At 67.6% G+C, this 22,509-nt stretch carries 18 protein-coding genes; 7 read left to right on the top strand and 11 right to left on the bottom strand.

All coding sequences use genetic code 11. The annotated features are described in order from the left end of the window. The first annotated feature begins 44 nt into the window (after positions 1-44). From OH799_RS27525 to OH799_RS27510, 4 genes are all read left to right on the top strand, one after another. Complete coding sequence (locus OH799_RS27525; protein WP_406269802.1) at positions 45-1,160, top strand: YgfZ/GcvT domain-containing protein; 1,116 nt, start codon at positions 45-47, stop codon at positions 1,158-1,160. A 101-nt stretch (positions 1,161-1,261) separates the two neighbouring features. After that, positions 1,262-1,978 (top strand): MOSC domain-containing protein, encoded by a 717-nt coding sequence (locus tag OH799_RS27520; RefSeq protein WP_406269800.1) that lies wholly within the window; start codon positions 1,262-1,264, stop codon positions 1,976-1,978. Then, positions 1,975-2,928: an asparaginase gene (locus OH799_RS27515; RefSeq protein WP_406269797.1), complete on the top strand. Its 954-nt coding sequence runs from the start codon at positions 1,975-1,977 to the stop codon at positions 2,926-2,928. The genes OH799_RS27520 and OH799_RS27515 overlap by 4 nt, the downstream gene beginning before the upstream one ends. 173 nt (positions 2,929-3,101) lie before the next feature. Further along, entirely contained in the window at positions 3,102-3,314 is a 213-nt protein-coding gene (locus OH799_RS27510) for a DUF3073 domain-containing protein (RefSeq protein WP_406269794.1), read from the top strand. A gap of 145 nt (positions 3,315-3,459) precedes the next feature. Here the strand turns inward: OH799_RS27510 and purM are convergent, their stop codons facing one another. Then, positions 3,460-4,536 (bottom strand): phosphoribosylformylglycinamidine cyclo-ligase, encoded by a 1,077-nt coding sequence (purM, locus tag OH799_RS27505; protein ID WP_357263030.1) that lies wholly within the window; start codon positions 4,534-4,536, stop codon positions 3,460-3,462. A 387-nt stretch (positions 4,537-4,923) separates the two neighbouring features. Further along, positions 4,924-6,519 carry an amidophosphoribosyltransferase gene (gene purF, locus OH799_RS27500; protein WP_406269791.1) on the bottom strand — a complete coding sequence of 532 codons (1,596 nt, stop codon included), beginning with the start codon at positions 6,517-6,519 and terminating at the stop codon, positions 4,924-4,926. Between the two features lie 214 nt (positions 6,520-6,733). Between purF and OH799_RS27495 the strand changes: the two genes are divergently transcribed. Beyond that, positions 6,734-8,002, top strand: coding sequence for a YhgE/Pip domain-containing protein (locus tag OH799_RS27495; protein WP_406282658.1), 1,269 nt, complete (start codon positions 6,734-6,736; stop codon positions 8,000-8,002). 104 nt (positions 8,003-8,106) lie between these two features. Here OH799_RS27495 and OH799_RS27490 read toward each other — a convergent pair whose 3' ends face one another. The 5 genes from OH799_RS27490 to OH799_RS27470 all read right to left on the bottom strand — a co-directional run bounded on the left by OH799_RS27490 (position 8,107) and on the right by OH799_RS27470 (position 15,426). Beyond that, positions 8,107-8,499, bottom strand: a complete 393-nt coding sequence (locus OH799_RS27490; RefSeq protein WP_406269788.1) for a sterol carrier family protein — start codon at positions 8,497-8,499, stop codon at positions 8,107-8,109. 33 nt (positions 8,500-8,532) lie between these two features. Beyond that, on the bottom strand, positions 8,533-10,893 hold the full coding sequence (locus OH799_RS27485) for a hypothetical protein (RefSeq protein WP_406269785.1): 2,361 nt from the start codon (positions 10,891-10,893) through the stop codon (positions 8,533-8,535). 381 nt (positions 10,894-11,274) lie between these two features. After that, positions 11,275-12,744: a serine hydrolase domain-containing protein gene (locus tag OH799_RS27480; RefSeq protein ID WP_406269783.1), complete on the bottom strand. Its 1,470-nt coding sequence runs from the start codon at positions 12,742-12,744 to the stop codon at positions 11,275-11,277. Positions 12,745-13,072: 328 nt separating this feature from the next. Continuing rightward, positions 13,073-13,717: a CPBP family intramembrane glutamic endopeptidase gene (locus tag OH799_RS27475; protein ID WP_406269780.1), complete on the bottom strand. Its 645-nt coding sequence runs from the start codon at positions 13,715-13,717 to the stop codon at positions 13,073-13,075. Then, positions 13,714-15,426, bottom strand: coding sequence for an alpha/beta hydrolase (locus tag OH799_RS27470; RefSeq protein ID WP_406282655.1), 1,713 nt, complete (start codon positions 15,424-15,426; stop codon positions 13,714-13,716). The genes OH799_RS27475 and OH799_RS27470 overlap by 4 nt, the downstream gene beginning before the upstream one ends. 212 nt (positions 15,427-15,638) lie before the next feature. On the opposite strand from OH799_RS27470, the gene OH799_RS27465 reads away from it, so the two are divergent. Further along, entirely contained in the window at positions 15,639-15,929 is a 291-nt protein-coding gene (locus OH799_RS27465) for a YiaA/YiaB family inner membrane protein (protein WP_357263014.1), read from the top strand. 102 nt (positions 15,930-16,031) lie between these two features. On the opposite strand, the gene purL is transcribed toward OH799_RS27465, so the two are convergent. Then, positions 16,032-18,362 carry a phosphoribosylformylglycinamidine synthase subunit PurL gene (gene purL / locus OH799_RS27460; protein WP_406269776.1) on the bottom strand — a complete coding sequence of 777 codons (2,331 nt, stop codon included), beginning with the start codon at positions 18,360-18,362 and terminating at the stop codon, positions 16,032-16,034. A 272-nt stretch (positions 18,363-18,634) separates the two neighbouring features. On the opposite strand from purL, the gene OH799_RS27455 reads away from it, so the two are divergent. Then, a complete protein-coding gene (locus tag OH799_RS27455) occupies positions 18,635-19,948 on the top strand; it encodes a glycosyltransferase 87 family protein (protein ID WP_406269773.1) in 1,314 nt (437 codons plus the stop codon). Here OH799_RS27455 and OH799_RS27450 read toward each other — a convergent pair. The 3 genes from OH799_RS27450 to purS all read right to left on the bottom strand — a co-directional run bounded on the left by OH799_RS27450 (position 19,897) and on the right by purS (position 22,410). Then, complete coding sequence (locus OH799_RS27450; protein WP_406269770.1) at positions 19,897-21,195, bottom strand: M18 family aminopeptidase; 1,299 nt, start codon at positions 21,193-21,195, stop codon at positions 19,897-19,899. The genes OH799_RS27455 and OH799_RS27450 overlap by 52 nt on opposite strands. 304 nt (positions 21,196-21,499) lie before the next feature. Further along, positions 21,500-22,177 carry a phosphoribosylformylglycinamidine synthase subunit PurQ gene (purQ, locus tag OH799_RS27445; RefSeq protein WP_406269767.1) on the bottom strand — a complete coding sequence of 226 codons (678 nt, stop codon included), beginning with the start codon at positions 22,175-22,177 and terminating at the stop codon, positions 21,500-21,502. Further along, positions 22,174-22,410: a phosphoribosylformylglycinamidine synthase subunit PurS gene (gene purS, locus OH799_RS27440; protein WP_327112165.1), complete on the bottom strand. Its 237-nt coding sequence runs from the start codon at positions 22,408-22,410 to the stop codon at positions 22,174-22,176. Before purS ends, purQ begins: the two co-directional genes overlap by 4 nt. Positions 22,411-22,509 lie beyond the last annotated feature (99 nt).

Genomic DNA, 22,509 nt, shown 5'->3' with positions numbered 1-22,509 from the left:
CCCGGTTGACACACCGCGTTCCGACCGCGCCTAGAGTGAGAAAGGTGTCCGTGGTCGCAGCACCCAGCCCCATCCTCAGCACGTCGGGAGCCGTCGCGGGAGCGCCGGGTACGCCCGATGCCGCCGTAGCATGGCATTACGGTGATCCGTTCGGTGAACAGCGTGCCGCCGTCGAGCGCGCGGCGATCGTGGACCGCTCACACCGTTTCGTCCTGCGCGTCACCGGCGCGGAGCGGCTCACCTGGCTGCACACCATTTCCAGTCAACATGTCGCGGCGCTCGCCGACGGGCGGTCGGCGGAGAACCTGGACCTCGACCTGAACGGCCGGGTGCTGCACCACTTCGTGGTCACCGAGCTGGACGCCACCGTCTGGATCGACACCGAGGCCGAGCGTGGTCCCGATCTCCTCGCCTTCCTGCAGAGGATGGTGTTCTGGGCCGACGCCCAGCCCGTCGAGGCAACCGACCACGCGGTGCTGAGTCTGCTCGGACGTCAGGTCGCCGACCTGACCGAGGCGCTCGGCGTGGCCGCCCTTCCCGGCGTCTACGAGGCGACGCCGCTGCCCGGAGGCGGCTTCCTGCGCCGGATGCCGTGGCCGACTGCGGACTCCTTCGACCTGGCGATCCCGCGCGACCAACTGCCGGACCTGTGGACCCGGCTCACCGCGGCAGGCGCCACACCTGCGGGCATGTGGGCGTTCGAGGCGCTGCGCGTCGCGGCCGTGCGCCCCCGGATCGGACTCGACACCGACGAGCGGACCATCCCACACGAGGCCCACTGGATCGGCGGCGTAGCCGAACAGGGAGCGGTCCATCTCGATAAAGGCTGCTATCGCGGCCAGGAGACTGTCGCCAGGGTGCACAACCTGGGCAAGCCACCGCGGCAGCTGTTGCTGCTGCATCTGGACGGCTCGGCCGACGAGCGCCCGGCCACCGGCGACGACGTCACCGCGGGCGGCCGCGTGGTCGGCCGACTCGGCACGGTGGTCGATCACTACGAACTCGGACCGATCGCGCTCGCCCTGATCAAACGGGCGGTTCCAGCCGACACCGCGCTGTCCGCGGGCCCGGTCGCGGCGGCCATCGACCCCGATTCGGTTCCCGCCGACGACGCACCGCAGGCAGGCCGACTGGCGGTCGACCGGCTGCGCGGGCGCTGACCCACCGATGACGACCCGATGCGACGCGGGCTGCTCGACGCCCACCGACATCCCGACCCGCGCAGGGCGAACTCCCCGCACGCTACGAGAGGAGCAGTGCCATGCGTGTCGGTGACTCCGGAGAGGTCCTCGCGGCGTGTGTGGTGCACGCCGATCTGACGGTGCCTGGCCGGGTCGGTCGCACCGCGATCGACAAGCGCCCGGTGCCGGGCCGGGTCGCGGTACGCAGTCTCGGCTTGGACGGCGATCACGTCTGCAACACAAAGCATCACGGCGGCGTACACCAGGCCGTCTACGCCTACTCCCACGCCGACGCCCGCAGCTGGGGCGCGGAACTCGGCCGGGAGTTGCCCGCGGGCTGGTTCGGCGAGAACCTCCGCATCGCCGGGCTCGCGGTCAGCGACGCGGTGATCGGCGCACGCTGGTCTATCGGTGACACTCTGCTGGAGGTGAGCGCGCCGCGCGTGCCGTGCTCGACATTCCAGCATTGGAGCGGAGAACAGCAGTGGGTGAAGCGGTTCACGCTGCGCAGCGACACGGGCGCCTATCTGCGGGTGCTCACCGAGGGCACGATCGGCGCGGGTGACCGGGTGTCGGTGGAGTACGTCCCCGAGCACGGCGTCACCGTCCGCGACCTGTTCACCGGCGCCGATCTCGACCTGCTCGCGATCCTGCTCGCCGACGAACCGACCATCTCCGACGACGTGCGTGCGCAGATCGAACGACACGCGCGCAGGCATACCGCCGCCGCACTGGCCGCCGCCCGCCGGGACGCGGCGACCAGTACCGACGAACTCGGCACGGGAGCGCAATTGTGAGTGTGGAACTGGTCGAAGTCGTCCGTTCCGGCTTCCGCGAGTGCGTGCACCGCGGCTCGGTGGTGGTGCTCGACGACGCGGGCGAGCCGACCGTCGCGCTCGGCGAGGTGCACCTGCCGATCTTCCCGCGCTCCACGAACAAGCCGATGCAGGCGATCGCCCTGCTGCGGAACGGTTTCGAACCGGTCGACGACGCCGAACTGGCCATCGCGACCGCCTCGCACTACGGCGAGCCGGACCACATCACCCTGGTGCGCAGGCTGCTCGAACGCTTCGGTTTCGACGAGAAATCCCTCGAATGCCCGCCCGACCTGCCGTCCGACGAGCGCGCCCGCGCGGCCGTGCTCACCGGCGCGCAGGAGCCGCGCCGCATCTACATGAATTGCTCCGGCAAGCACGCGGCGATGCTCGCGACCTGCGCGATCAACGGCTGGCCGACCGAGGGCTACCTGGACGAGGCCCATCCGCTGCAGCAGGAGATCATCGCCACGATCGCCGATCTGACCGGCGAGCCGGAGACCGATCTCGGCATCGACGGCTGCGGATTGCCGATCATCCCGGTCTCGCTGGTGAATCTGGCCCGGGTGTTCGCGACTATGGCGACGGCCGCGCCGGGCTCCCCGGAACGCCGGGTCGCCGACGCCATCCGAGCCCATCCGCGAGTGATTTCCGGCACGAACGGGCCCGATCTGCTTGCCATGCAGGCCACCCCCGGCCTGGTGTGCAAGATCGGCGCGGATGGCGTGCACGCGGGAGCGCTGCCGGACGGATCGGCCTTCGCCTACAAGATCGAAGACGGCCACGACCGGGCCCGAATACCTCTGACGCTGGCCATTTTGCATCGGTTGGGGGTCGACTGGACCGAGACGCATGCGGAGCTGGCGGCCCCCGCGGTGCTCGGCGGCGGCGCCCGAGTCGGTGTGATCCGCGCGATTCCCGGGGCCGTATAGCGATTCCACAGGGGCGACAACCGAGCAAACGGCAACGGTTCCGGAGATCTTCACCCACTCCTGGAAGCGAGACCGCCGGACACACGCTAAAGTGTCTGTCAGGAAGAGTATTAATTCGAACGGGGCCGCCACCAAACCCCAGGCCGCCCCGCAGTGACGCGAGGGGGTCAGCCATGGGCCGTGGCCGGGCTAAGGCAAAGCAGACCAAGGTCGCGCGCGAGCTGAAGTACAGCTCGCCGTCGACCGACTTCACGAGCCTTCAGCGCGAGCTCTCCGGAAGCCCCACCTCCCAGCGGAGTGGTGATGTGCTGTCCGATGAGCACGACGCGGACAAATCCATGTCCCGCTGGGAACAGGACGACGACTACGACGACTGGCGCCGCTGACTCGGATCAACGTCTGAAGGGGGAGGCCGACGGGCCTCCCCCTTCGATCGTTGTCGCGGGTTGACGGACAGGCGCCGAAAAGGCTTGCAACACACCAGAGTCCCGCATCAGATGATGCGGGACTCTGGTGCGTCTTCCACCGCTGTCAGAACCGTGGGTGCTCACCGATCAGGACGGCGCGCGCGGCGTCGGCGTCCTTGGCCTTCTTGACAGTGCCCAGCGTCCAGCACTCGATGTGTCGCGCGGTCAGCACGGCGAGCGCCCGGTCGACGTCCTCCGGGGCGACGACAGCGACCATGCCGACTCCCATGTTGAATGTCTTCTCCATCTCGGCCCGCTCCACCCGGCCGCGCTGCGCGATCATCTTGAACACCGACGCCGGGTTCCAGGTGCCGCGGTCCAGCTCGGCCACCATGCCCGGGGGCACTACCCTGGCCAGGTTGGCCGCCAGCCCGCCGCCTGTGACGTGTGCGAAGGTGCGCACGTCGGTCTCGGGGATCAGCGCGAGGCAGTCCTTGGCGTAGATCCTGGTCGGCTCGAGCAGCTCCTCGCCGAGGGTGCGACCGAATTCCTCGACGTACCCCGTCAGCGACATGCGGTCGATGTCGAGCAACACCTTGCGGGCCAGGCTGTAGCCGTTGGAGTGCAGCCCGGAGGACCCCATCGCGATCACGACGTCGCCGGAGCGGACCCGGTCCGGGCCGAGCACCGCATCGGCCTCGACCACGCCGACACCTGTCGCGGACAGGTCGTAGTCGTCCGGGTCCATCAGGCCGGGATGCTCGGCGGTCTCACCGCCGAGCAGCGCGCAACCCGCGCGCACACAGCCCTCGGCGATGCCGGAGACGAGTTCGGCGACCTTCTCTGGGACGACCTTGCCGATGGCGATGTAGTCCTGCAGGAACAGCGGTTCCGCGCCGCACACCACGAGGTCGTCCACCACCATCGCGACCAGGTCCAAGCCGATGGTGTCGTGCTTGTCCATCGCCTGCGCAACCGCGATCTTGGTGCCGACGCCGTCGGTGGAGGCAGCGAGCAGCGGCTCACGGTAGCCTCCCTTCAGCGCGAACAGTCCGGCGAAACCGCCGAGGCCGCCTTGCACCTCGGGCCGGGTCGCCTTCTTCGCCAATGGTCCGAACAACTCGACTGCGCGGTCACCTGCCTCGATGTCCACGCCGGCCGCGGCATACGAGGCACCACCACTGGGGGTCTGTTCAGTCATTTTCGGGGAGAGCTCCAAACCGAATCGGCGGATAGATGCCTGCTCACGCTACCGGAGTCGGATAACGACCCCGCACCGGTGTTGACTCACCCTCTTGACAATCCGGCGGAGTGAACCGTAGTACGGGCCAGCAGCCGCGACAATCGCGCTGAACAGTCCAGATGCCCTGGCCCGGCGGCGCTGCTCCAACGGGTCGGGCACCGCAGCCACCGGCTGCCGCGTGTGCTCCAACCGCGGCGTCTCGGAAGCGGATCGCCGCCTGGCTGCCGGTCTTGTGCATGATCTGGGCTCGGCGACGCAGTCGCCTTCGGTGAGTCGCGGATCCGAAGCGTCGCCGGATCGGCCTCAGCTTCCACTGGGACACCAATGGCGATGTCTTGGCCGCGTTCACGGACGGCTCAGCGCGCTCGCATTCGCGTTCTCGCTCAGCAGCACCGATTCCGACTGACCGGTCAGCATGCCTTCGAGCACGTTCTTGCCGATGGCGGCCTCGGTGGGCAGTGGGATCGGGTAGTCGCCGTCGAAGCACGCGCAGCACAGCCGGGAGCGCGGCTGCTCGGTCGCGGCGATCATGCCTTCGGTGGAGATGTAGCCGAGCGTGTCGGCGCCGACCGACCGGCGCACGCCCTCGACCATGTCCTCGAAGCTGCCTTCCGTACCGGCGCCGTTGGCGATCAGCTCCGCCCGCGAGGCGAAGTCGATGCCGTAGAAGCACGGCCACTTCACCGGCGGCGAGGCGATCCGCACGTGGATCTCCAGCGCGCCCGCCTCACGCAGCATCCGGATCAGTGCGCGCTGGGTGTTGCCGCGGACGATCGAGTCGTCCACGACGATCAGGCGCTTGCCGCGGATGACCTCGCGCAGCGGGTTGAGCTTGAGCCGGATGCCCAGCTGACGGATGGTCTGGCTCGGCTGGATGAAGGTGCGCCCGACGTAGGCGTTCTTCATCAGCCCCTGGCCGTAGGGAACTCCCGAACCCTGTGCGTAGCCGACGGCGGCCGGGGTGCCGGACTCCGGCACCGGGATCACCAGATCCGCCTCGACCGGGTGCTCTTTCGCGAGGCGGCGACCGATCTCCACCCGGGTGGCGTGCACGGAGCGGCCCGCGATGGCGCTGTCCGGCCTGGCCAGATACACGTACTCGAAGACGCAACCCTTCGGCTCGGGGTTGGCGAATCGCATCGATCGCACGCCATCGGCATCGATCGCCAGCAGTTCGCCCGGCTCGATCTCGCGCACGAACGCGGCGCCGACGATGTCCAGCGCGGCGGTCTCACTGGCAACGACCCAGCCGCGCTCCAGCCTGCCGAGGCAGAGCGGCCGCACGCCGTGCGGGTCGCGCGCAGCGTACAGGGTGTGCTCGTCCATGAAGGTGAGGCAGAACGCGCCCTTCAGAGTGGGCAGCAGTTCCATGGCGGCCTGCTCGATGCTGGAGTCCGCCGCGGCGTGCGCGAGCAGCGCGGTCACCACGTCCGAGTCCGAGGTCGCCGCGGCGGGCTGCGGACGCCCATCCCGGACGGTGGCGGCGAGCAGACCGAGTTCTCTTGCGCGGCCGGCCAATTCGGCAGTGTTGACCAGATTGCCATTGTGTCCCAAAGCAAGTCCGGAACCGACCGCGGTGGTACGGAAGATGGGCTGGGCGTTCTCCCAGGTCACTCCCCCGGTGGTGGAGTAGCGACAATGACCGACGGCGATGTGGCCCGGCATCGCGGCCAGCGTCTGCTCGTCGAACACTTGGCTGACCAGACCGAGATCCTTGAACACGAGGATCTGCGACCCGTCCGACACCGCGATGCCCGCGGCCTCTTGCCCACGGTGCTGCAATGCGTACAAGCCGTAATACGTGAGCTTGGCCACTTCCTCGCTCGGCGCCCAGACTCCGAAGACACCACACTCCTCGCGTGGCTCGTTCTCGTCCACGTCCGGGGCGGCGTAAACCGGGGTGGCGGAAGTGCTGTCGACCGGCAGTTCGGCGTTGGTCACCGTTTGCTCCCTGTTCGGGCGGGCTGGGGGCGTCCTTCAGTCTACGGGTGAATGCCCGCGGACGATCACCGCCACCGCATCCGAGCAGGAATCCGCCCGGTATACCTACAGATTTCCGACACCCACAACTGTTACCGTGCGGGCCGTGACGACAACGGACGACGCGGGCAGGACAGGGTCGGCCACGCCCGCGGAGCGCACGCCTTGGGCTCGAATGGTGCTCGCCCCGATCGGCGTGCTGACACTGCTGACGGCACTGCTGGGCATTATGTATCTCGACTACGTCATCGATCCGGAAAAGAACCTGCACGACTTCCCGATCGCCCTGGTGAACCAGGATGTCGGCGACACCATCGGGACCGCGGACAAGCAGCGGCAAGTGAACTTCGGCAACCAGATCACCGACGCGCTGGCGCATGGCGTTCCGTCCGACAAGGTCGATCTGCGGGTGATCGGCATCAACGAGGCCGAGCGGCAAATGCAGTCCGGGCGGGTCTACGGCGCGATCGTCATCCCGAGCGATTTCAGCAAGCGGCTCGGCATTCTCGGTGTGGGCAGTGTCATACCCGGGGACATCCAGCGGCCGATCATCACGGTGCAGACCAACCCGCGCACCGGCGCGTTCGGCACCCAGATCGTGCTCCGGATCGGCAACGAGGCACTGACCGAGGTGAACAAGCAGGTCGGCAAGCAGCTCACCGATCAAGTGAACGCCCAGCTCGCACCGAAGCCGGGCAGCCCGCCCGCGCCCGAACTATCCGGCGCCACTCGGGTCGCGCTCGCGCAGCCGGTGCAGGTGGTGGTGCAGCAGTACCACCCGTTGCCCCACGGCACCGGGCAGGGACTCATCGGGTTCTTCTATGCGCTGTTGCTGTTGTTGGCGGGCGTGGTCGGCGCGATGGTCATCCACACCATGATCGACGCCCAACTCGGTTTCGTGCCCACCGAATACGGGCCGTGGTACGTGCACTATCCGCCGACGCCGATCTCACGCTTCAAGACGCTGCTGATCAAGTGGGGCGTGCTGGTGGTGGCCGCGAACATCGTCTCGGCGGTGTTCCTGAGCGTCGGCAAGGTGCTGGACATGCCGATCGACCATCCGCTCGCGCTGTACCTCTACAGCGCGCTTGCCATTACCGCGGTCGGGGCGACCGGGCTGTCCATGCTCGCGTCGATCGGCTCGGCCGGATTACTGGTGAACCTGATCCTGTTCGTCATCCTCGGCTTGCCCTCCTCCGGTGGCACCGTGCCGATCGAGGCGACGCCGAAGTACTTCGGCTGGCTGGCCTCGTTCGAGCCGATGCACCAGGTGTTTCTCGGCGTGCGGGCGATCCTTTACTTCGATGCCGATTTCGACGCGGGGTTGTCGCGCGGGGTGTGGATGGCGGTCTTCGGCCTTGCGATCGGACTGCTGTTCGGCGCCGCGGTCACCCGCTTCTACGACCGCAAGGGACTGCACCGCGGCAATCGCGTCCAGGCATGAGCGAGCGAACCACAGGCACAGCCGAGCATCGCTCGGTCATGGCGGAACCGAGCGCAGCGAGGTGAAGGCATGAGCGCGCGGAATCGATCCGCTCGGTTCGCGGCTCAGTCGGTGGCCCGGACGAACGGCAGCCAGTGCGCCACCTCGGCTGCTCGGCTTCCGGAGGCGCTGACCGCACCGGAATTCACCGCCGCGTCGAACTCCAGCAGGCCGGTGGCCAGCAACAGCCAGGTGCGCGGATCGGTCTCCACCACGTTCGGCGGGGTTCCCCTGGTATGCCGCGGACCCTCGATGCACTGCACCGCGACGAAGGGCGGAACCCGGACCTCCACCGAGTGCCCCGGAGCGTTCGCGGCAAGGGTGCGCGCGGTGGTGCGGACCGCCGCCGCGAGTTCGGTGCGCGCGGGGGCCGGTGCGGTGTCGTCTCGCAGCCATATGCTCACCGCTGCCACCGCGGCCCGCAGCTCCGCCGGGTCCACTGTCGATCGTCGCGCCACATCACCGACGTTACCGCTGAAGGCGGGCCGGTTTTACGGGTCCCATGGGTCGAGCCCACCACTGGGATCCATATGGTCGAGGTTGGAAATTCGTCGGGTCGACTCCATCAGCCGTGCGCGGTTCAGCTCGGATTGATCCGCGTGGTAAGCCTGGGCGGCGTCACGGTGCATCCGCGCCACCCGCTGCCCGATTTCCCATCGCGTGGCACGACCGACGCCGTTCCATTCATCAGGCGTGATCGCGGCACGCAGTGCTCGGTCCGAATGCCAATTCTGCTCGACGGTTTCGATGAAACGGTGATCGATGGGCGCACCGGGGGGTGGCGCGCTGGTGTTCCTGGCGAAGCTGTTCGCCGCGACCACGGCCTGCGCGGCGAAGGCCGTGCGCGCATCGTCGTCCACATGGTTTTCCACGGCGCGTGCCGCCGCGACGGCCTTCTGAAGTGGTTTGAAACTATTCTGGTTCTGCGACGTCGTCGACTTCTGGGTACTGAGGGCCCGTATCGCATTGCTGACGTGTTCCCGGCTCCCACCAGCAGACATCAGGGCGCTGGGCAGCTGCGAGTCGGAGATTTTGCTGTCTTCCAGACGTTTCAGAGCGTTCGCCACCCCGAGTTCGGTGCGCATTCCGCCGAAGTCGGCAGCGGCTTCCACTGCCAGCACTCGCCAATTCGTCCGGGCCAGCTGGCCCCAGGTGTGCGATTCCCGCCGCATCGGCGCGATTTCGACGTTGGCCAGCTCAATCTGTCTGCGTCCACGTGCCTGCGGGTTGAGGGGGTTGGTCGTTCCCGCGGCGAGCCATGCGGCGACTGGCGACGAGTTGATGGTGTTGAGTGCCGCGAGTCCGGTAATCATCCCACCGCGAGAGCCTGCGGCATGGGACGTGCCCATGCCGAGGGCCGTGCCACTGCTACTGGCGGACTTGACCTGACCGCCTTGTACGGCGAGCGCGAATCGATTGGCAATCCAGTCATTGCCGCTGGTGAGGCTTTGAGAGAGGCGTTTCAGCTGTGAGATCGCGATGATTTCGACGGCGCCCGCGATGACGATCACCGCCATCACCTGCCCCCGGGCCTGCTGGAACAGGTTGCCCATGAACAGCACGTAGACACCGAGGAAGATGGTGTAGGCGGTCATTCGCGCGGCGGCGACGAAACTGTCGACGATGTTGCGGACCAGGAACGTCTGGCTCGGACCGTAGACGAATCCCCCCGCCGCGAACCCGAATATCGACATGAACCCGTGGTAGATCGTGTCCAAGGCGGTCTTGATGACCTTGATTCCGAGGTAGGCCGCGAACAACAACAGGATCCCGCCACAGACCAACAACATCAGCCCGGTGCCGACCTGGCCCATACTCGGGTTCGCGGCCTTGGCGTGCGCGGCCGCGTCCCCACATACCTTCATACCGTTCTTCACCCGGTCGTCGTCACCGGCCAGCACCCCCGCCGACCACACCGACCTGCACGCGGGCCGATCATCGACCACGTGCCCGAAGTTCCACACCTGTAGCGGACGCCGCGCGAAATTATCGGCCAGATTCCCCTGCATCGCCGCCACCAACTGGTTCGGATTCGGGTTACCGTTGCCGTTCAAACCGGCCGCCACCGAAATACCCAGATCACGGCCCTGCGCCAGCAACCCGTGCGAGGACAACACATCCTCCAGCGGCTCGGCCAGGAACACCGGCCCCACTATCGCCACCGCGACCATCGTCACCACCTGCATCGCAGCCTTTGCGTGATAGCCCCGCACGATGAACCACGCCACGAAGAACGCCCCCATCGCCGCCGCTGTCACCAACACCAACGGTGTCGCCACCTGACCGGTCAACGCATCCGCCACTCCGCGCAGCGCTGAGGAGAACATGTCCAGCCACCGGAAACTCAACGCGTACCCGATCAACCAGATCGCTGTCGTGACAATGGCGAGGTAGCCGATGAACTCCAGACCGACTACCGCCCACACGATTGTGGCACCGGGGTTCAGCGGTCCGCCATGATCGCTGGCGAACAGATAGTTGGCCAGCGGAACGCCGGACGAGTCCTTGATATTCATCCAACTCAGCCCGTCGACCTCGGACGCGCCGGCCGAGGCCGCCTGATACTGCGCGGTGGCCACCGCACCGACCGCGCCTGGAAAGACCAGGAGCGCCAACAGAATCAACACCAGCCAGACCGCACGGCGCCGCCACGGGCCGACATTCGCCCATCGCAGTCGAAATCGGATCAATTCATCGACGATCTGGTTCGAATCGATTCTCGAGGTGTGGCGCTGCCGAAACTTGGCGATGTCGAGGTGGATCATCATGACGATGCGACGAATCTCGCTGCCGCGGAGCAGGTGTGCATGAAAGAGTCCCCATCCCATGTCGAACTCATCGTCCTCGGTCACCGCCAATGCAGGTCGTCACTCGTCGGACAGCTCAGGAGCGCCGGCGTCGTCAACCGCCCCTGGGGGCGTTGCTCGAGCACACTCTCTTTCCGTCTCCAGAGCGAGGCACAGTGGGACAGTACGTCCGTCTCATTGACAGGTTGCAGACGTTGTTCACGACATTGCGTGAACAACAAGTGACGTAATTCGAAAGCCGGACTGGGCGGGTCGGCCATGAAACATGTTCTGCTGCAACGAATAATCGACATGCTGCGAGTTAGCTCTACCCAGCACAGATCGCTGATCTCGGATGCGCGCCGAAGGTTTTGCCTGGAGCGCATCGGATACGTCGCACGCCAGAAGCGACCGACCCCTGCGCAGCTTGGTCGGCACTGGGGACGGTCAGGCGGTCTCGGCTGACTGCTTCGGTGTAGCCCGCATGCCGACGTAGCAGCATTCGGTGTCGTCGGCGAGGGTGGCGAAGACGACCGGCATGTAGTCCTCGCTGAAGGATGGTCCGGCGCCGGAGGCGGCGAACACGGTGGGCGAGACCGGAGTCAGCTCCATGCTCAGCGCGGGCGAGACGCCCGCCATGCCGTCGATGAATTCGTAGCGCATGTGGCCGGTGCCATCGGCACGTTTGGAGACGGTGACCACAACACCGGCGCGCCGGTAGGTGCCGACGAACGGGGCGATGTCCACCGCGACCGGCGGGTCGGCCGGCCCGAACGGGTCGGGCATGCGGACATCCGCCAACTCGACGAGCAGTTCGCGGAACAATGCCGCGTAGAGCTGGCGCGCGCCACCACCGTTGGTGAGCAGAGCAACCGCGACCTCCGCCTCTGGTACCGCCCGCAAATAGGCGTACTGGCCGATCGCGGCGCCGTCGTGGCCGAATCCTTTGACGCCGTCCCAGTCGTACAGGGTCCAGCCGAGGCCCCACCCGTCGGCGCTGACTGTCCACTTGTCCGGGACGTCGACTTCGCGATGCCGCATGGCTGCGACGGATTCGACGGAAAGAACCCGGGTACCGTCGGCCGCAAGCCCACCATCAAGGTGCATACGGGCGAAACGGACCATGTCGCCCGCCGAGCTGATCACCCGCGCCGCCGGCGCGACCGACCGGGGCATGAGATCCCACTCCGGCGCGGGATCCGGGTCGGCGCCCGCCTCGCCGAGGTGACTCATCGCGACGCGGAACCGCAGCGCCTGCTCCGGCAGGGTCACCAGATGCTCGAGTCCCAGTGGGGCGGCGAGCAGGTCGTGCACCGCCTGATCCCAGGTCTTACCGGTCAGCACCTCGATCACCCGGCCGAGGACGACGTAGCCGAGACTGCCGTAGGACATCGCCGTCCCCGGTGCGCAGTCCAGCGCGACATCCCTTGCAGCCCTGACATATTCCGTGAGGCAGTCATCACCACGGCCGGTGTCGTGGTTGAAATCGTTTGTCACGCCGCCGGTGTGGCTGAGCAGCTGCCGGATCGTGATCCGCCGCGTCGCCTCCGAGTCGGGTGTGGCGAACTCGGGCAGCGCGTCCACGACCGGAGCGTCGAGGTCGAGCTTGCCCAGGTCCACGAGCCGCATGATCATCGTCGCGGTGTAGACCTTCGCGACGGAGCCACAGAGGAACACGGAGTCGTTCGTCACGGCCGCTCCGGTTCCTCGGTGCAGGACGCCACTGGCGATCTCGTAGACCTGTCCGTCGACCAGCACGGCGAGCGATGCGCCGGGTACGTGGTGCGCGGCACGCAGCTCGTCGAGCCGCGCCTGCCACCGAGCGACGGAGAACCGGCGGCCGGACGAGTCCGCGCTCCCCCAGCTTCCTCGGACATTCCAATCGCCGGCCGCGTCCCAGTTCACAGTGTTCGACATCGCTTTGCTCCCAATTTCTTCCAGTCGACTCGTACGTCGTTCCCTTATGCGCACACCGTACTCATTAGGGAACGATGTGCGCAAGTGCACGTTCGGAATCGCTAATGGCGGATGACCGAATTCCGTACAACGCCAGCCGACAGGCGACCACGCTCAGGCACGATCCCCCTGACACGCCTCCGCGAGGCAGCGGCGCGCACGGTCGGGGCCCGGCAGAGCTGAGGAAATCTGACCGCCGCCCGCGTTCGGCCACGTGGACGAAACCAGCACGACAGTGAGCGGACCCGACCACCGAGCGGTTCTCGATATCGAACGCCGTCGCTCCGGCTCAGCCGCTACGGAACCAACCGAGACGACGGCCGAGCCGGGAAGCGACCGCTCCACCGACATTGACGGCCAGATGCAGGAAGGCGGGGGCAGCGGCGCTCTCGGCACGACGGCGCAGCCAGCCGAACACGAAGCCCCCCACCGAGGTAACGGCAATGGTGGCGGGCACGCTGTCACCCGCCGCGCGTGCGGGCGCGATATGCCACAGCCCGAAGGTCAGTGCGCCGAGCAGCGCGCCGATCCGTGTGCCGAAAACCTTGTCCAGCAGGGGATCCAAGGTCGCGCGGAAGACGAGCTCCTCGCTGTAGACGGTACCGATCGGGATGTGCACGGCAACCCACTCCGCGGCCGACACCTCAGGACTCCGATCGGCGAATTCACCAAGGCGGTGCCGCGTCGACGGAATGGCAAGGGTCGCAGCATAACCGGCGGCGACGACCGTGGCCGAGACCAACCCGTAGCGCACGCCACGCGGCGCGCTCCAGTTCGGCCTGCCGTGCATCGCCAGCGCGTATCCGGTGGCGAAGCCCGTGTTGGCGGCGGTCCGGCCACGGATGCCGAGCCCGAGCCGGGGCAGCACCCAGTTGTTCCAGGCAGGCGGAACAACAACAGCCGCAGCCGTTCCCGCGACACGCAGTCGACTCACTTGATCTTCCGCTCGTAGTCCTCCGCGGCCTCCAACTCGCCCCGAATCCGCTCGGAGATCTCCGCGGTCCAGTCCGGTGGCGCCGCGATGGCCGCCCAGCCGTCCAGCACCAGGCTGCCATAGCGGTGCCCGTGACCGTCGGTGACGCCCTGTGCGTTGGTGAGGTCGGCGGCGACCTGCCAGAACGTCACGAACGGCCACCAGCGCATTTGCGAAGACACGTCCAACCCACGCGGCTCGGACAACCAATCCGGTTTCGAAAAGATCAGATCCGGCGACCACCAGACGATCGGGTCGGACGCGTGTTGCAGGTACGCGAGGCGCGGCGGCCGCCATTCCGACGAGGGCCGCGCCAGATCGGCGCTGTCGGAGGCGAACCGGACGACGAGCCCGTCCGCGTACATCGGCTCGACCTCGCGCGAGCCCGGATCGCGGCGCGAAACGAACTGCTTCCACAGCCGGTTCGAGTTCGGCGGGCCGACCCACAGCGCGCCGTCCACCTTGGCCCGCAGGTCGGCCAAGCCGTCGAAGGCGGCCTCGGACCCCTCCGAACCCAAGCTCTCTCCGTACACCAGCAGCTTCGGCCGCAGCTGCGGCGGTCGTGCCGTCCAGTGCTGGTACACCGCGTCGAACAGGCGCTCGCCCGCGACCGTCGCCTTGCCGCGGTCGGCGAGGAACGACAGCACGCTGGGCAGATACGAGTACTGCGTGGCGACGATGGCGGTGTCGCCGCCGTACATGTACTCGATCGCACCGGTCGCCATGGCGTTCACCCACCCGGTTCCGGTCGTGGTGACCACCACGAGCACCTTCCGGTCGAACGCTCCGGTCCGTTCCAGTTCGGATACCGCCAGCTCGGCTTGTTCCTCGCCCTCTTCGGCGGATTCCAGACCGACGTAGGCCCGGATCGGTTCCTTGGAAGGCCTGCCGGTGACCGAGGTGATGCGACTCGCGGTCGGGCCGTGGGAGACGAACCACCGCCCTTCGAACCCGAGAGTTTCCCATTTGGCCAGCGAGGTCGGGCTGCCCGAGCGCTCCGGCTGCTGCGGCTGGACCGCGTTCTCCGAGTTGTGGTCGTTGCGCACGCTGAAGGCGGAGTTGGCCACCGCGAAGAACGCCCGCGAGGCCACGCCGTTGAAGATCGTCACGGCCAGTACGACCAGCACGAGGAACCCCGCCGCCGGCGCCAGTTCGCGCGGTACCTTCACCCACCGGTTGAGCAGGCGGGCCAGGAACAGGATGATCTCGCGCGCCGTCCGGTACACCGCGACCACCGCGGCGCAGATCGCCACGCTCAGCAGACCCGTGCGCAGGTAGGCGGGCGTGGTGGTGCCCTCCATCCCCATCAGCGCGGTGATCTCGCGCTGCCAGCGTGCCGACTGCACGAGCATGAGAGCGGCGCTCAGCGCGGCGGTGCACAGGACGGCCGACTTGACCGCGTAGCGCACCCAGGTGGGCGGCGCGGGAATCGTCAACCGTGGCCGGACCCACAGCCGGAACAACCATTCCAGCAAACAGCCGACGCCGTACCCGAGCGCGGCGTTGACCCCGCTGATCAATCCCTGGAACAGCCAGTCACGCGGCAGCAGCGACGGCGTCACCGACAGCGCGAAGAATACCGTTGCGACCACAAGGCCGATGTAGTTCAGGTCGATGATCTCCTCGGCGCGCCGGACGACCACGACGCCGCGCTTACGCAGCCTCTGCATGGTCGTGGCGGTCTCCAGCACTGCACCAGTATGGCGGTCGCCACCGACGGCCCGACGCGTTGCCCGGCCGCGACACGGGCGCCGTCGACACGGATCACGCCACGCGACAGTGGAGAAGCATCGCCGGGGATGCCCAGGCACGGCAACTACCCAGTCCGCTCGAGTAGTTGTACGCGGTCATTCGCACCGCTGAGTCCGCAGACTTCATATCCATGAGCACACCCAACGCACAGCCGAAGACCACCTCGGCGTTCGTCGCCCAGGCCGCGATCGCGTTCGGCGTCAGCTTTCTCGGGGCGGGCGCCGGCATCTGCTATCTGCCACTGGACATCTGGCAGCGGGGTTTCCTAGCGATGTCCATGCTCTTCCTGGTGACGAGCACCTTCACGCTCGCAAAGGTGGTACGCGACCAGCATGAGGCCGCGACCGTGCATGGCCGCATCGACCAGGCGCGGATGGAAAAGCTGCTCGCCGAGCACGATCCGTTCACATCCGTCGCCTGACCACGCGCACCTGTGCGGGCCCGGCAATCGAGGGGTCCAGGCCCGCACAGGTGGGCGTTCCAGCGAGCGCTGTCGCCGTCGAGATCTTCCGGCCGCCTATGGTCAGATCGTGCCTGCGCCGAACAACTTCGGCAACGTGCCCTCGTGCGCGGCACGCAACTCGTCCATGGTGATCGAGAACTGGCCCTGCACCTCGACCGAATCCGACCCCTGATCGACCACGCCGATGCGCACCCACGGCAACTCGCGCGCGGTACACATGCGGGTGAACCTGGTCTCCTCCGAACGTGGCACGGCAACGAGTACCCGCCCCGCCGACTCGGAGAACAGCATGACGAACGGGTCGGCGTCCTCGGGAAGCAGGACGCGGCAACCGGTCTCACCGGCCAGCGCGGCCTCGACGATGGTCTGGGCGAGCCCGCCCTCCGAAAGGTCGTGTGCCGCACTGATCATGCCGTCGCGCGAACCGGCGATGAGGACCTCGGCGAGCAACTGCTCGCGGGCGAAGTCGACCCGCGGCGGGACGCCGCCGAGGTGGTCGTGTGTGACCTGCGACCAGATGGAGCCGCCGAACTCGTCGCGGGTGTCGCCGAGCAGGATCAGCGTCTCACCCGGCTCCAGGCCGAGCCCGGTCGGAATGCGGCGGTGCACGTCGTCGAGCACGCCGAGCACGCCGACCACCGGGGTCGGCAGGATTGCGGTCCGGCCGGTCTGGTTGTAGAAGCTCACATTGCCGCCGGTGACCGGAATACCCAGCGCAACACAGCCATCCGCGAGACCGCGCACGGCCTGCTGGAACTGCCACATCACGCCGGGGTCCTCCGGCGAGCCGAAGTTGAGGCAGTTGGTGACCGCCTTCGGAGTCGCGCCGGTGGTGGCGACGTTGCGGAATGCCTCGGCCAGCGCGAGCTGCGCGCCGGTGTAGGGGTCCAGCTTGGTGTAGCGGCCGGAGGCGTCGGTAGCCAGCGCGATGCCGCGGCCGGTCGCCTCATCGATCCGGATGACGCCCGCATCGGCGTGCTCGGCGAGCACGGTGTTGCCGCGCACGTAGCGGTCGTACTGTTCGGTGATCCACTTGCGGCTGCACAGCTGCGGGCTGGAGATCATCTGCAGCAACGTGGCGCGCAGTTCGTCGGCGGTTTTCGGTCGGGTCAGCTTGTCAGGGGTGTCGGCGATCAACGCGTCCTGCTCGTCGGGCCGCTGAACCGGGCGCTCGTATACCGGGCCCTCGTGCGCGACGGTGCGCGGCGGCACGTCCACGACGGTCTCGTCATGCCAGGTGACCACGAGCCGGTCGCCGTCGGTGACCTCGCCGATCACCGTGGCCAGCACGTCCCACTTGCGACATACGGCCATGAACGCGTCCACATTCTCCGGACTGACCACCGCGCACATGCGCTCCTGCGATTCGCTGGAGAGCACCTCGGCGGGGGTCATGTTGGCCGCGCGCAGCGGCACCTTGTCCAGTTCGATGTGCATACCGCCGTCGCCTGCGGCCGCGAGTTCGGAAGTGGCGCAGGACAATCCGGCGCCGCCGAGGTCCTGGATGCCGACGACCAGCTTCGCCGCGTACAGCTCGAGGCAACACTCGATGAGCACCTTCTCGGTGAACGGGTCGCCGACCTGCACCGAGGGCAACTTCTTGCGGCTGCGCTGGTGGCCGGGGCCCGCAAGCGACCCCTCCGAAGCCGGGTCCGAATCATCGGAGAAGGTGTCCGAGGCGAGTACCGAGACGCCACCGATGCCGTCAAGGCCGGTGCGCGCACCGAACAGGATGATCTTGTTGCCGGTCCCGGAGGCGAAAGCCAAGTGCAGGTCCTCGACCCGCATCACGCCTGCGCACAGTGCGTTCACCAGCGGATTGCCCTGGTAGGAGGCGTCGAACACGGTCTCCCCACCGATGTTCGGCAGGCCGAGCGAATTGCCGTAGCCGCCGACGCCGCGCACCACGCCATCCACCACGCGACGGGTGTCGGCCGCGTCCGCCGCGCCGAAGCGCAGCTGGTCCATCACCGCGATCGGACGCGCGCCCATCGCCATGATGTCGCGCACGATGCCACCGACCCCGGTGGCCGCGCCCTGGTACGGCTCGACATAGGAGGGGTGGTTGTGGCTCTCCACCTTGAAGGTGACCGCCCAGCCGTCGCCGACGTCGACCACGCCCGCGTTCTCACCGATACCGGCGAGCATGGATTTGCGCATCTCATCCGTGGTGGTCTGACCGAAGTAACGCAGGTGCACCTTCGAGGACTTGTACGAGCAGTGCTCGCTCCACATGACGGAGTACATCGCCAGCTCGGCGTCGGTCGGCCGGCGACCGAGGATTTCCTTGATGCGGGCGTACTCGTCGTCCTTGAGGCCCAGTTCTTTGTAGGGTTGCGGCACATCGGGGTTTGCTGCGGCTGCGCTGACGGTGTCGACCTGCGGAGTCACGGAGTACCAGGGTCCTTTCGGCCGGGCAGGGGGTCGGCAAGCCGGCGGAGCCGGCCGGGTGGGCGAACTCAGCGAAGCGACGAGCGTTGTCACTGGGTTGCGGCGAGATGCCTGGGTGTAAGTCTAGAGGCAGTGGATAGGTGCCGCGCAGCTGAGGGCGTAGCAGCAGCACCGGCCGTGGTCCGTGACCATTTCCCCGGCGGCGTATCGAGGGGATATAGCCATGCGGGTCAACCGGCCGACCTGCCGAACCGACCCGCTACTCTGAGCCGGTGAAAGAAGGATCGGGGGTTGCGAATCCGGGTGAGCAACCGGTCGCCGCCGACGCCGCTCGCGCCAGAAGCGCGAATTCCGCATCGACCACCCGCACCGCATCGCTGAACCTCTCGTCGCCCCAGGTGCGCTGGCTGATTGCTGCCATTGCGCTATTCGCGGTGTCGGCGCTCGTGTCGCTGCTGGCGCACTGGTGGCACGGCTTCATCGATCTCCGGGTCTACCGCAACGGCGCCCGCGCCTGGCTGGACGGTCGCGAGTTGTACGGCCCGATGCCACCGGTCCTCGGAATCGGACTCCCGTTCACCTATCCCCCGCTGGCCGCTTTGCTCTTCGCTCCGCTGGCCCTGATGTCGCTGCCGATCGCCGAAGTCCTCGTGGTCGCCAGTTCCGTACTGAGCCTCGGTATCACGGTGTGGCTGGTGCTCGCGCGCATCCGCCCCGAACTGACCCGGCTGACCGCGCTGACATCGGTCATCGGCGCGGTAGCGCTGGCGCAGTTCTTCGAGCCGATCCGCCAGACGGTCGGCTTCGGCCAGATCAATCTGGTGCTGATGGCCGCGATCACGCTGGATTGCCTGGTGCGCAAGCCATCGTGGCCGCGCGGCATGCTGATCGGCATCGCGGTGTCGGTGAAGCTGATCCCAGCCGGATATCTGCTGTACTTCCTGATCCGCAAGGACTGGAAGGCTGCGGGCACGCTCGTGGTGTCCGCGATCGCGGCGGTCGGCCTCGGATTCGTGCTGTTCCCGAGCGACTCGGTGGAGTATTGGTTCCACGCTCTCGCGGACACCGACCGGATCGGCCCGCCCTATTTCGCGGGCAACCAGTCCATCAAGGGGATGACATTCCGTCTCGGCGTTACCGATTCGGTGGCCACCCTGCTGTGGATCTCGCTCTCGCTGATCACCGTCGCGCTCGCCGCGGTGTGGATGCGCAGGCTGATCGACGCGGGCGCCCCCGTCGCCGCGCTGCTGGTGAACGCCGCCACGGTGCTACTGGTCTCACCGGTGTCCTGGTCGCACCACTGGGTATGGATCGTTCCCGCGCTGGTGGTCACCGCCGACATGATGGTGCGCGGCAGCCGCGGTCGGTGTCTGATCAGTACCGTCGCGGTGTTCACCGTGCTACTCCTGATCGGCCCGCACTGGCTGTTGCCGCACTCCACCGACCTCGAGCTGGACTGGGCCTGGTGGCAGCAGATCATCGGAAGCAGCTATGTGCTGGCCACCCTCGGGGTCTTCGTGATCGCGGTCGCCACCTACCGCCCGGCGACCTCAGGTGTGAGGAAGGCGGCCAGCGCCGCCGCGTAGGCCGGGACGTCGGCCGCGCCCATCAGCTCACGCGCCGAGTGCATCGCCAGCTGCGGCGCCCCGACGTCGACCGTCGGCATGCCGGTGCGGGCCGCGGTCATCGGGCCGATGGTAGAGCCGCACGGTAGGTCGGCGCGATGCACGTAGCGTTGCAACGGAACTCCGGCCTCCGCGCAGGCCAGCGCGAACGCTCCCGCGCCCGCCGCGTCGGTGGCATAACGCAAGTTCTGGTTGACCTTCAGCACCGGCCCGCCGTTCACCTCGATCCGGTGCGCGGGCTCGTGCCGCTCCGGGTAGTTCGGGTGCGTCGCGTGCGCCATGTCACCGGACGCGCACACCGAACCGGCCGACGCGGCCAGGTAGTCGGCGCGTCCGCCGCCGCGCGCGAGCACGATGCGTTCCAACACTGTGGGAAGCAGATCCGACTGCGCTCCGCGATCGGACTGGCTGCCGACCTCCTCGTGGTCGAACATGGCCAGTACCGGGATGGCCGCGCCCGGCTCGTCGATCGCCGCGAGAAACGCCCGCAGGCCCGCGAAACAGGTGCCTTGGTTGTCCAGGCGTGGTGCACTCACCAGATCCTGGTCGCGCCCGACGAGCCTGCTCGGCGTCAGGTCATGAGTCATCAGCTCCCAGCCGAGAACCTCGTCCGGGTCGACCTCGGCGCGGCCGGCCACGAAATCCAGGAACGCGTCCGACTCGTATCCGACGCCCCACACCGCGTTGACGTGACGCTGCGGGTCCAGCGTGACGCCTTTGCGGTCCTCGGAGAGGTGGATGGCCAGCTGCGGCACCCGCAGGATCGGCTCATCGATCCGAACCAGCCGCTCGCGCACCGTGTTTCCGTCGCGTACGCTCAGCCGCCCCGAGACGCCGAGCTCACGATCCAGCCAGGAATTCAGCCACGCGCCGCCGTAGGGCTCCAGGCCCACCAGCTGCCAGCCCGCGGAAACCAGGTCCGGGTGCTGCTTGACGCGCAAGTTGGGACTGTCGGTGTGTGCGCCGACCACCCGAAACGGGGTCGCCCCCGAGGGGTCCGCCGTGGCCCAGGCGACCAGCGATCCGCCGCGCACCACGTAGTGCCTGCTCGGGCCGTCCGAGGGCCAGGGCTGCGACTCGAAGAGCCGGGTGAAGCCGCGAGCGTCCAGCTCGTCGGCGACCGTTCGGCAGACATGGAACGGCGACGGCGACCGATCGATGAACGCGCACAGCCCGGTGGCTGTGGCGTCAGTGGTGGAAACGGGCATGCCTGCGATCCTAGGCAAGCCGGGTCGTCAGGACCGACGCGCCGCTCGGGACGGGCGGCGCTGGGCGATCATCGGCAACGACTACATCTGACCGTGCGAGGCGATCCGCACCGTGCGCGCGCACGGTGGGTTCGTTGCACATGCCTGAAATCCTCGACGCAATCGACCACGGCCTGGCTCGAAACCAAGGGTGGACTATGGATTTACCACGGCAACCAGCCGATCGAACACGGCTACATCTGCGGCACTACGGCGTCGAGTTCGACATTTTCGACCAACTCATCTGATCCGCGGCGGCGGCAGGCTAAGCGGAGACCAAAGTGTCCAGCACCGAGAGGAATAGGCCGAGGCCGTCATCGCTCGGGCCGGTCAGCGGCTCGGTGGCGTGCTCGGGGTGCGGCATCAGGCCGACGACGCGACCATTAGCCGACGCGACACCCGCGATGCCGCGCTGCGAACCGTTCGGGTTCTCACCCGCGTAGCGGAAGACCACCCGGCCCTCGCCCTCCAGTTCATCGAGCACGGTGGCCGAGGCCTGGTAGCGGCCCTCGCCGGACTTGAGGGGAATCAGGATCTGGGCGCCCGGCTCATAGCGGGAGGTCCACACCGTCGACGCCGATTCCACCGTCAGCCATTCGTCGCGGCAGACGAAGTGCAGACCCTCGTTGCGGGTGAGCGCGCCGGGCAGCAACCCCGCCTCGCACAGCACCTGAAAGCCGTTGCAGATACCCAGCACCGGCAGGCCGGCAGTCGCCGCGCGCACGACCTCACCCATCACCGGGGCGAACCGGGCGATAGCTCCGGCGCGCAGGTAGTCACCGTAGGAGAAGCCGCCGGGCACGACGACCGCGTCGACGCTCTTCAGGTCGGCGTCGGCATGCCACAGACTGACCGCCTCGGCACCCGCCGAGCGCACCGCCCGAGCGGCGTCGACATCGTCGAGCGTGCCGGGAAACGTGACGACCCCGATACGCGCGATCATGAGAGGCGGACCACCTTCCACTCCTCGATCACCGTGTTGCACAGCAGCGATTCGGCGATCTGCTCGAGTGCCTCGTCGTCGACACTGTCATCGATGTCGAGTTCGAATCGCTTGCCCTGACGCACATCCGAGATGCCCTCGAATCCCAGGCGCGGGAGCGCGCCGACGATGGCTTGTCCCTGGGGATCCAGGATCTCAGCCTTCGGCATCACCTCGACCACGACTCGTGCCACGCGTTGCTCCTCATGTGGTTGGGGGGTTACCTGAGCAGCCTAGTTGTGCTGGTCGCAAACGGCATCCGCGGGGTCGGACAAAATAACCCGTCGTGTCGT

This window comes from Nocardia sp. NBC_00881 (assembly GCF_045207455.1).
In the GTDB taxonomy this organism is placed as follows: domain Bacteria; phylum Actinomycetota; class Actinomycetes; order Mycobacteriales; family Mycobacteriaceae; genus Nocardia.
The sequence above is the reverse complement of the archived record's forward strand: the minus strand, read 5'-3'. Positions and strand labels throughout refer to the sequence as shown.

Coding starts and splice junctions, on each gene's coding strand:
- OH799_RS27520 (WP_406269800.1), top strand. CDS start 1,262: ATGCGTGTCGGTGACTCCGGAGAGGTCCTCGCGGCGTGTGTGGTGCAC.
- OH799_RS27510 (WP_406269794.1), top strand. CDS start 3,102: ATGGGCCGTGGCCGGGCTAAGGCAAAGCAGACCAAGGTCGCGCGCGAG.
- purM (WP_357263030.1), bottom strand. CDS start 4,536: ATGACTGAACAGACCCCCAGTGGTGGTGCCTCGTATGCCGCGGCCGGC.
- OH799_RS27495 (WP_406282658.1), top strand. CDS start 6,734: ATGGTGCTCGCCCCGATCGGCGTGCTGACACTGCTGACGGCACTGCTG.
- OH799_RS27480 (WP_406269783.1), bottom strand. CDS start 12,744: ATGTCGAACACTGTGAACTGGGACGCGGCCGGCGATTGGAATGTCCGA.
- OH799_RS27470 (WP_406282655.1), bottom strand. CDS start 15,426: ATGCAGAGGCTGCGTAAGCGCGGCGTCGTGGTCGTCCGGCGCGCCGAG.
- OH799_RS27465 (WP_357263014.1), top strand. CDS start 15,639: ATGAGCACACCCAACGCACAGCCGAAGACCACCTCGGCGTTCGTCGCC.
- OH799_RS27450 (WP_406269770.1), bottom strand. CDS start 21,195: ATGCCCGTTTCCACCACTGACGCCACAGCCACCGGGCTGTGCGCGTTC.
- purQ (WP_406269767.1), bottom strand. CDS start 22,177: ATGATCGCGCGTATCGGGGTCGTCACGTTTCCCGGCACGCTCGACGAT.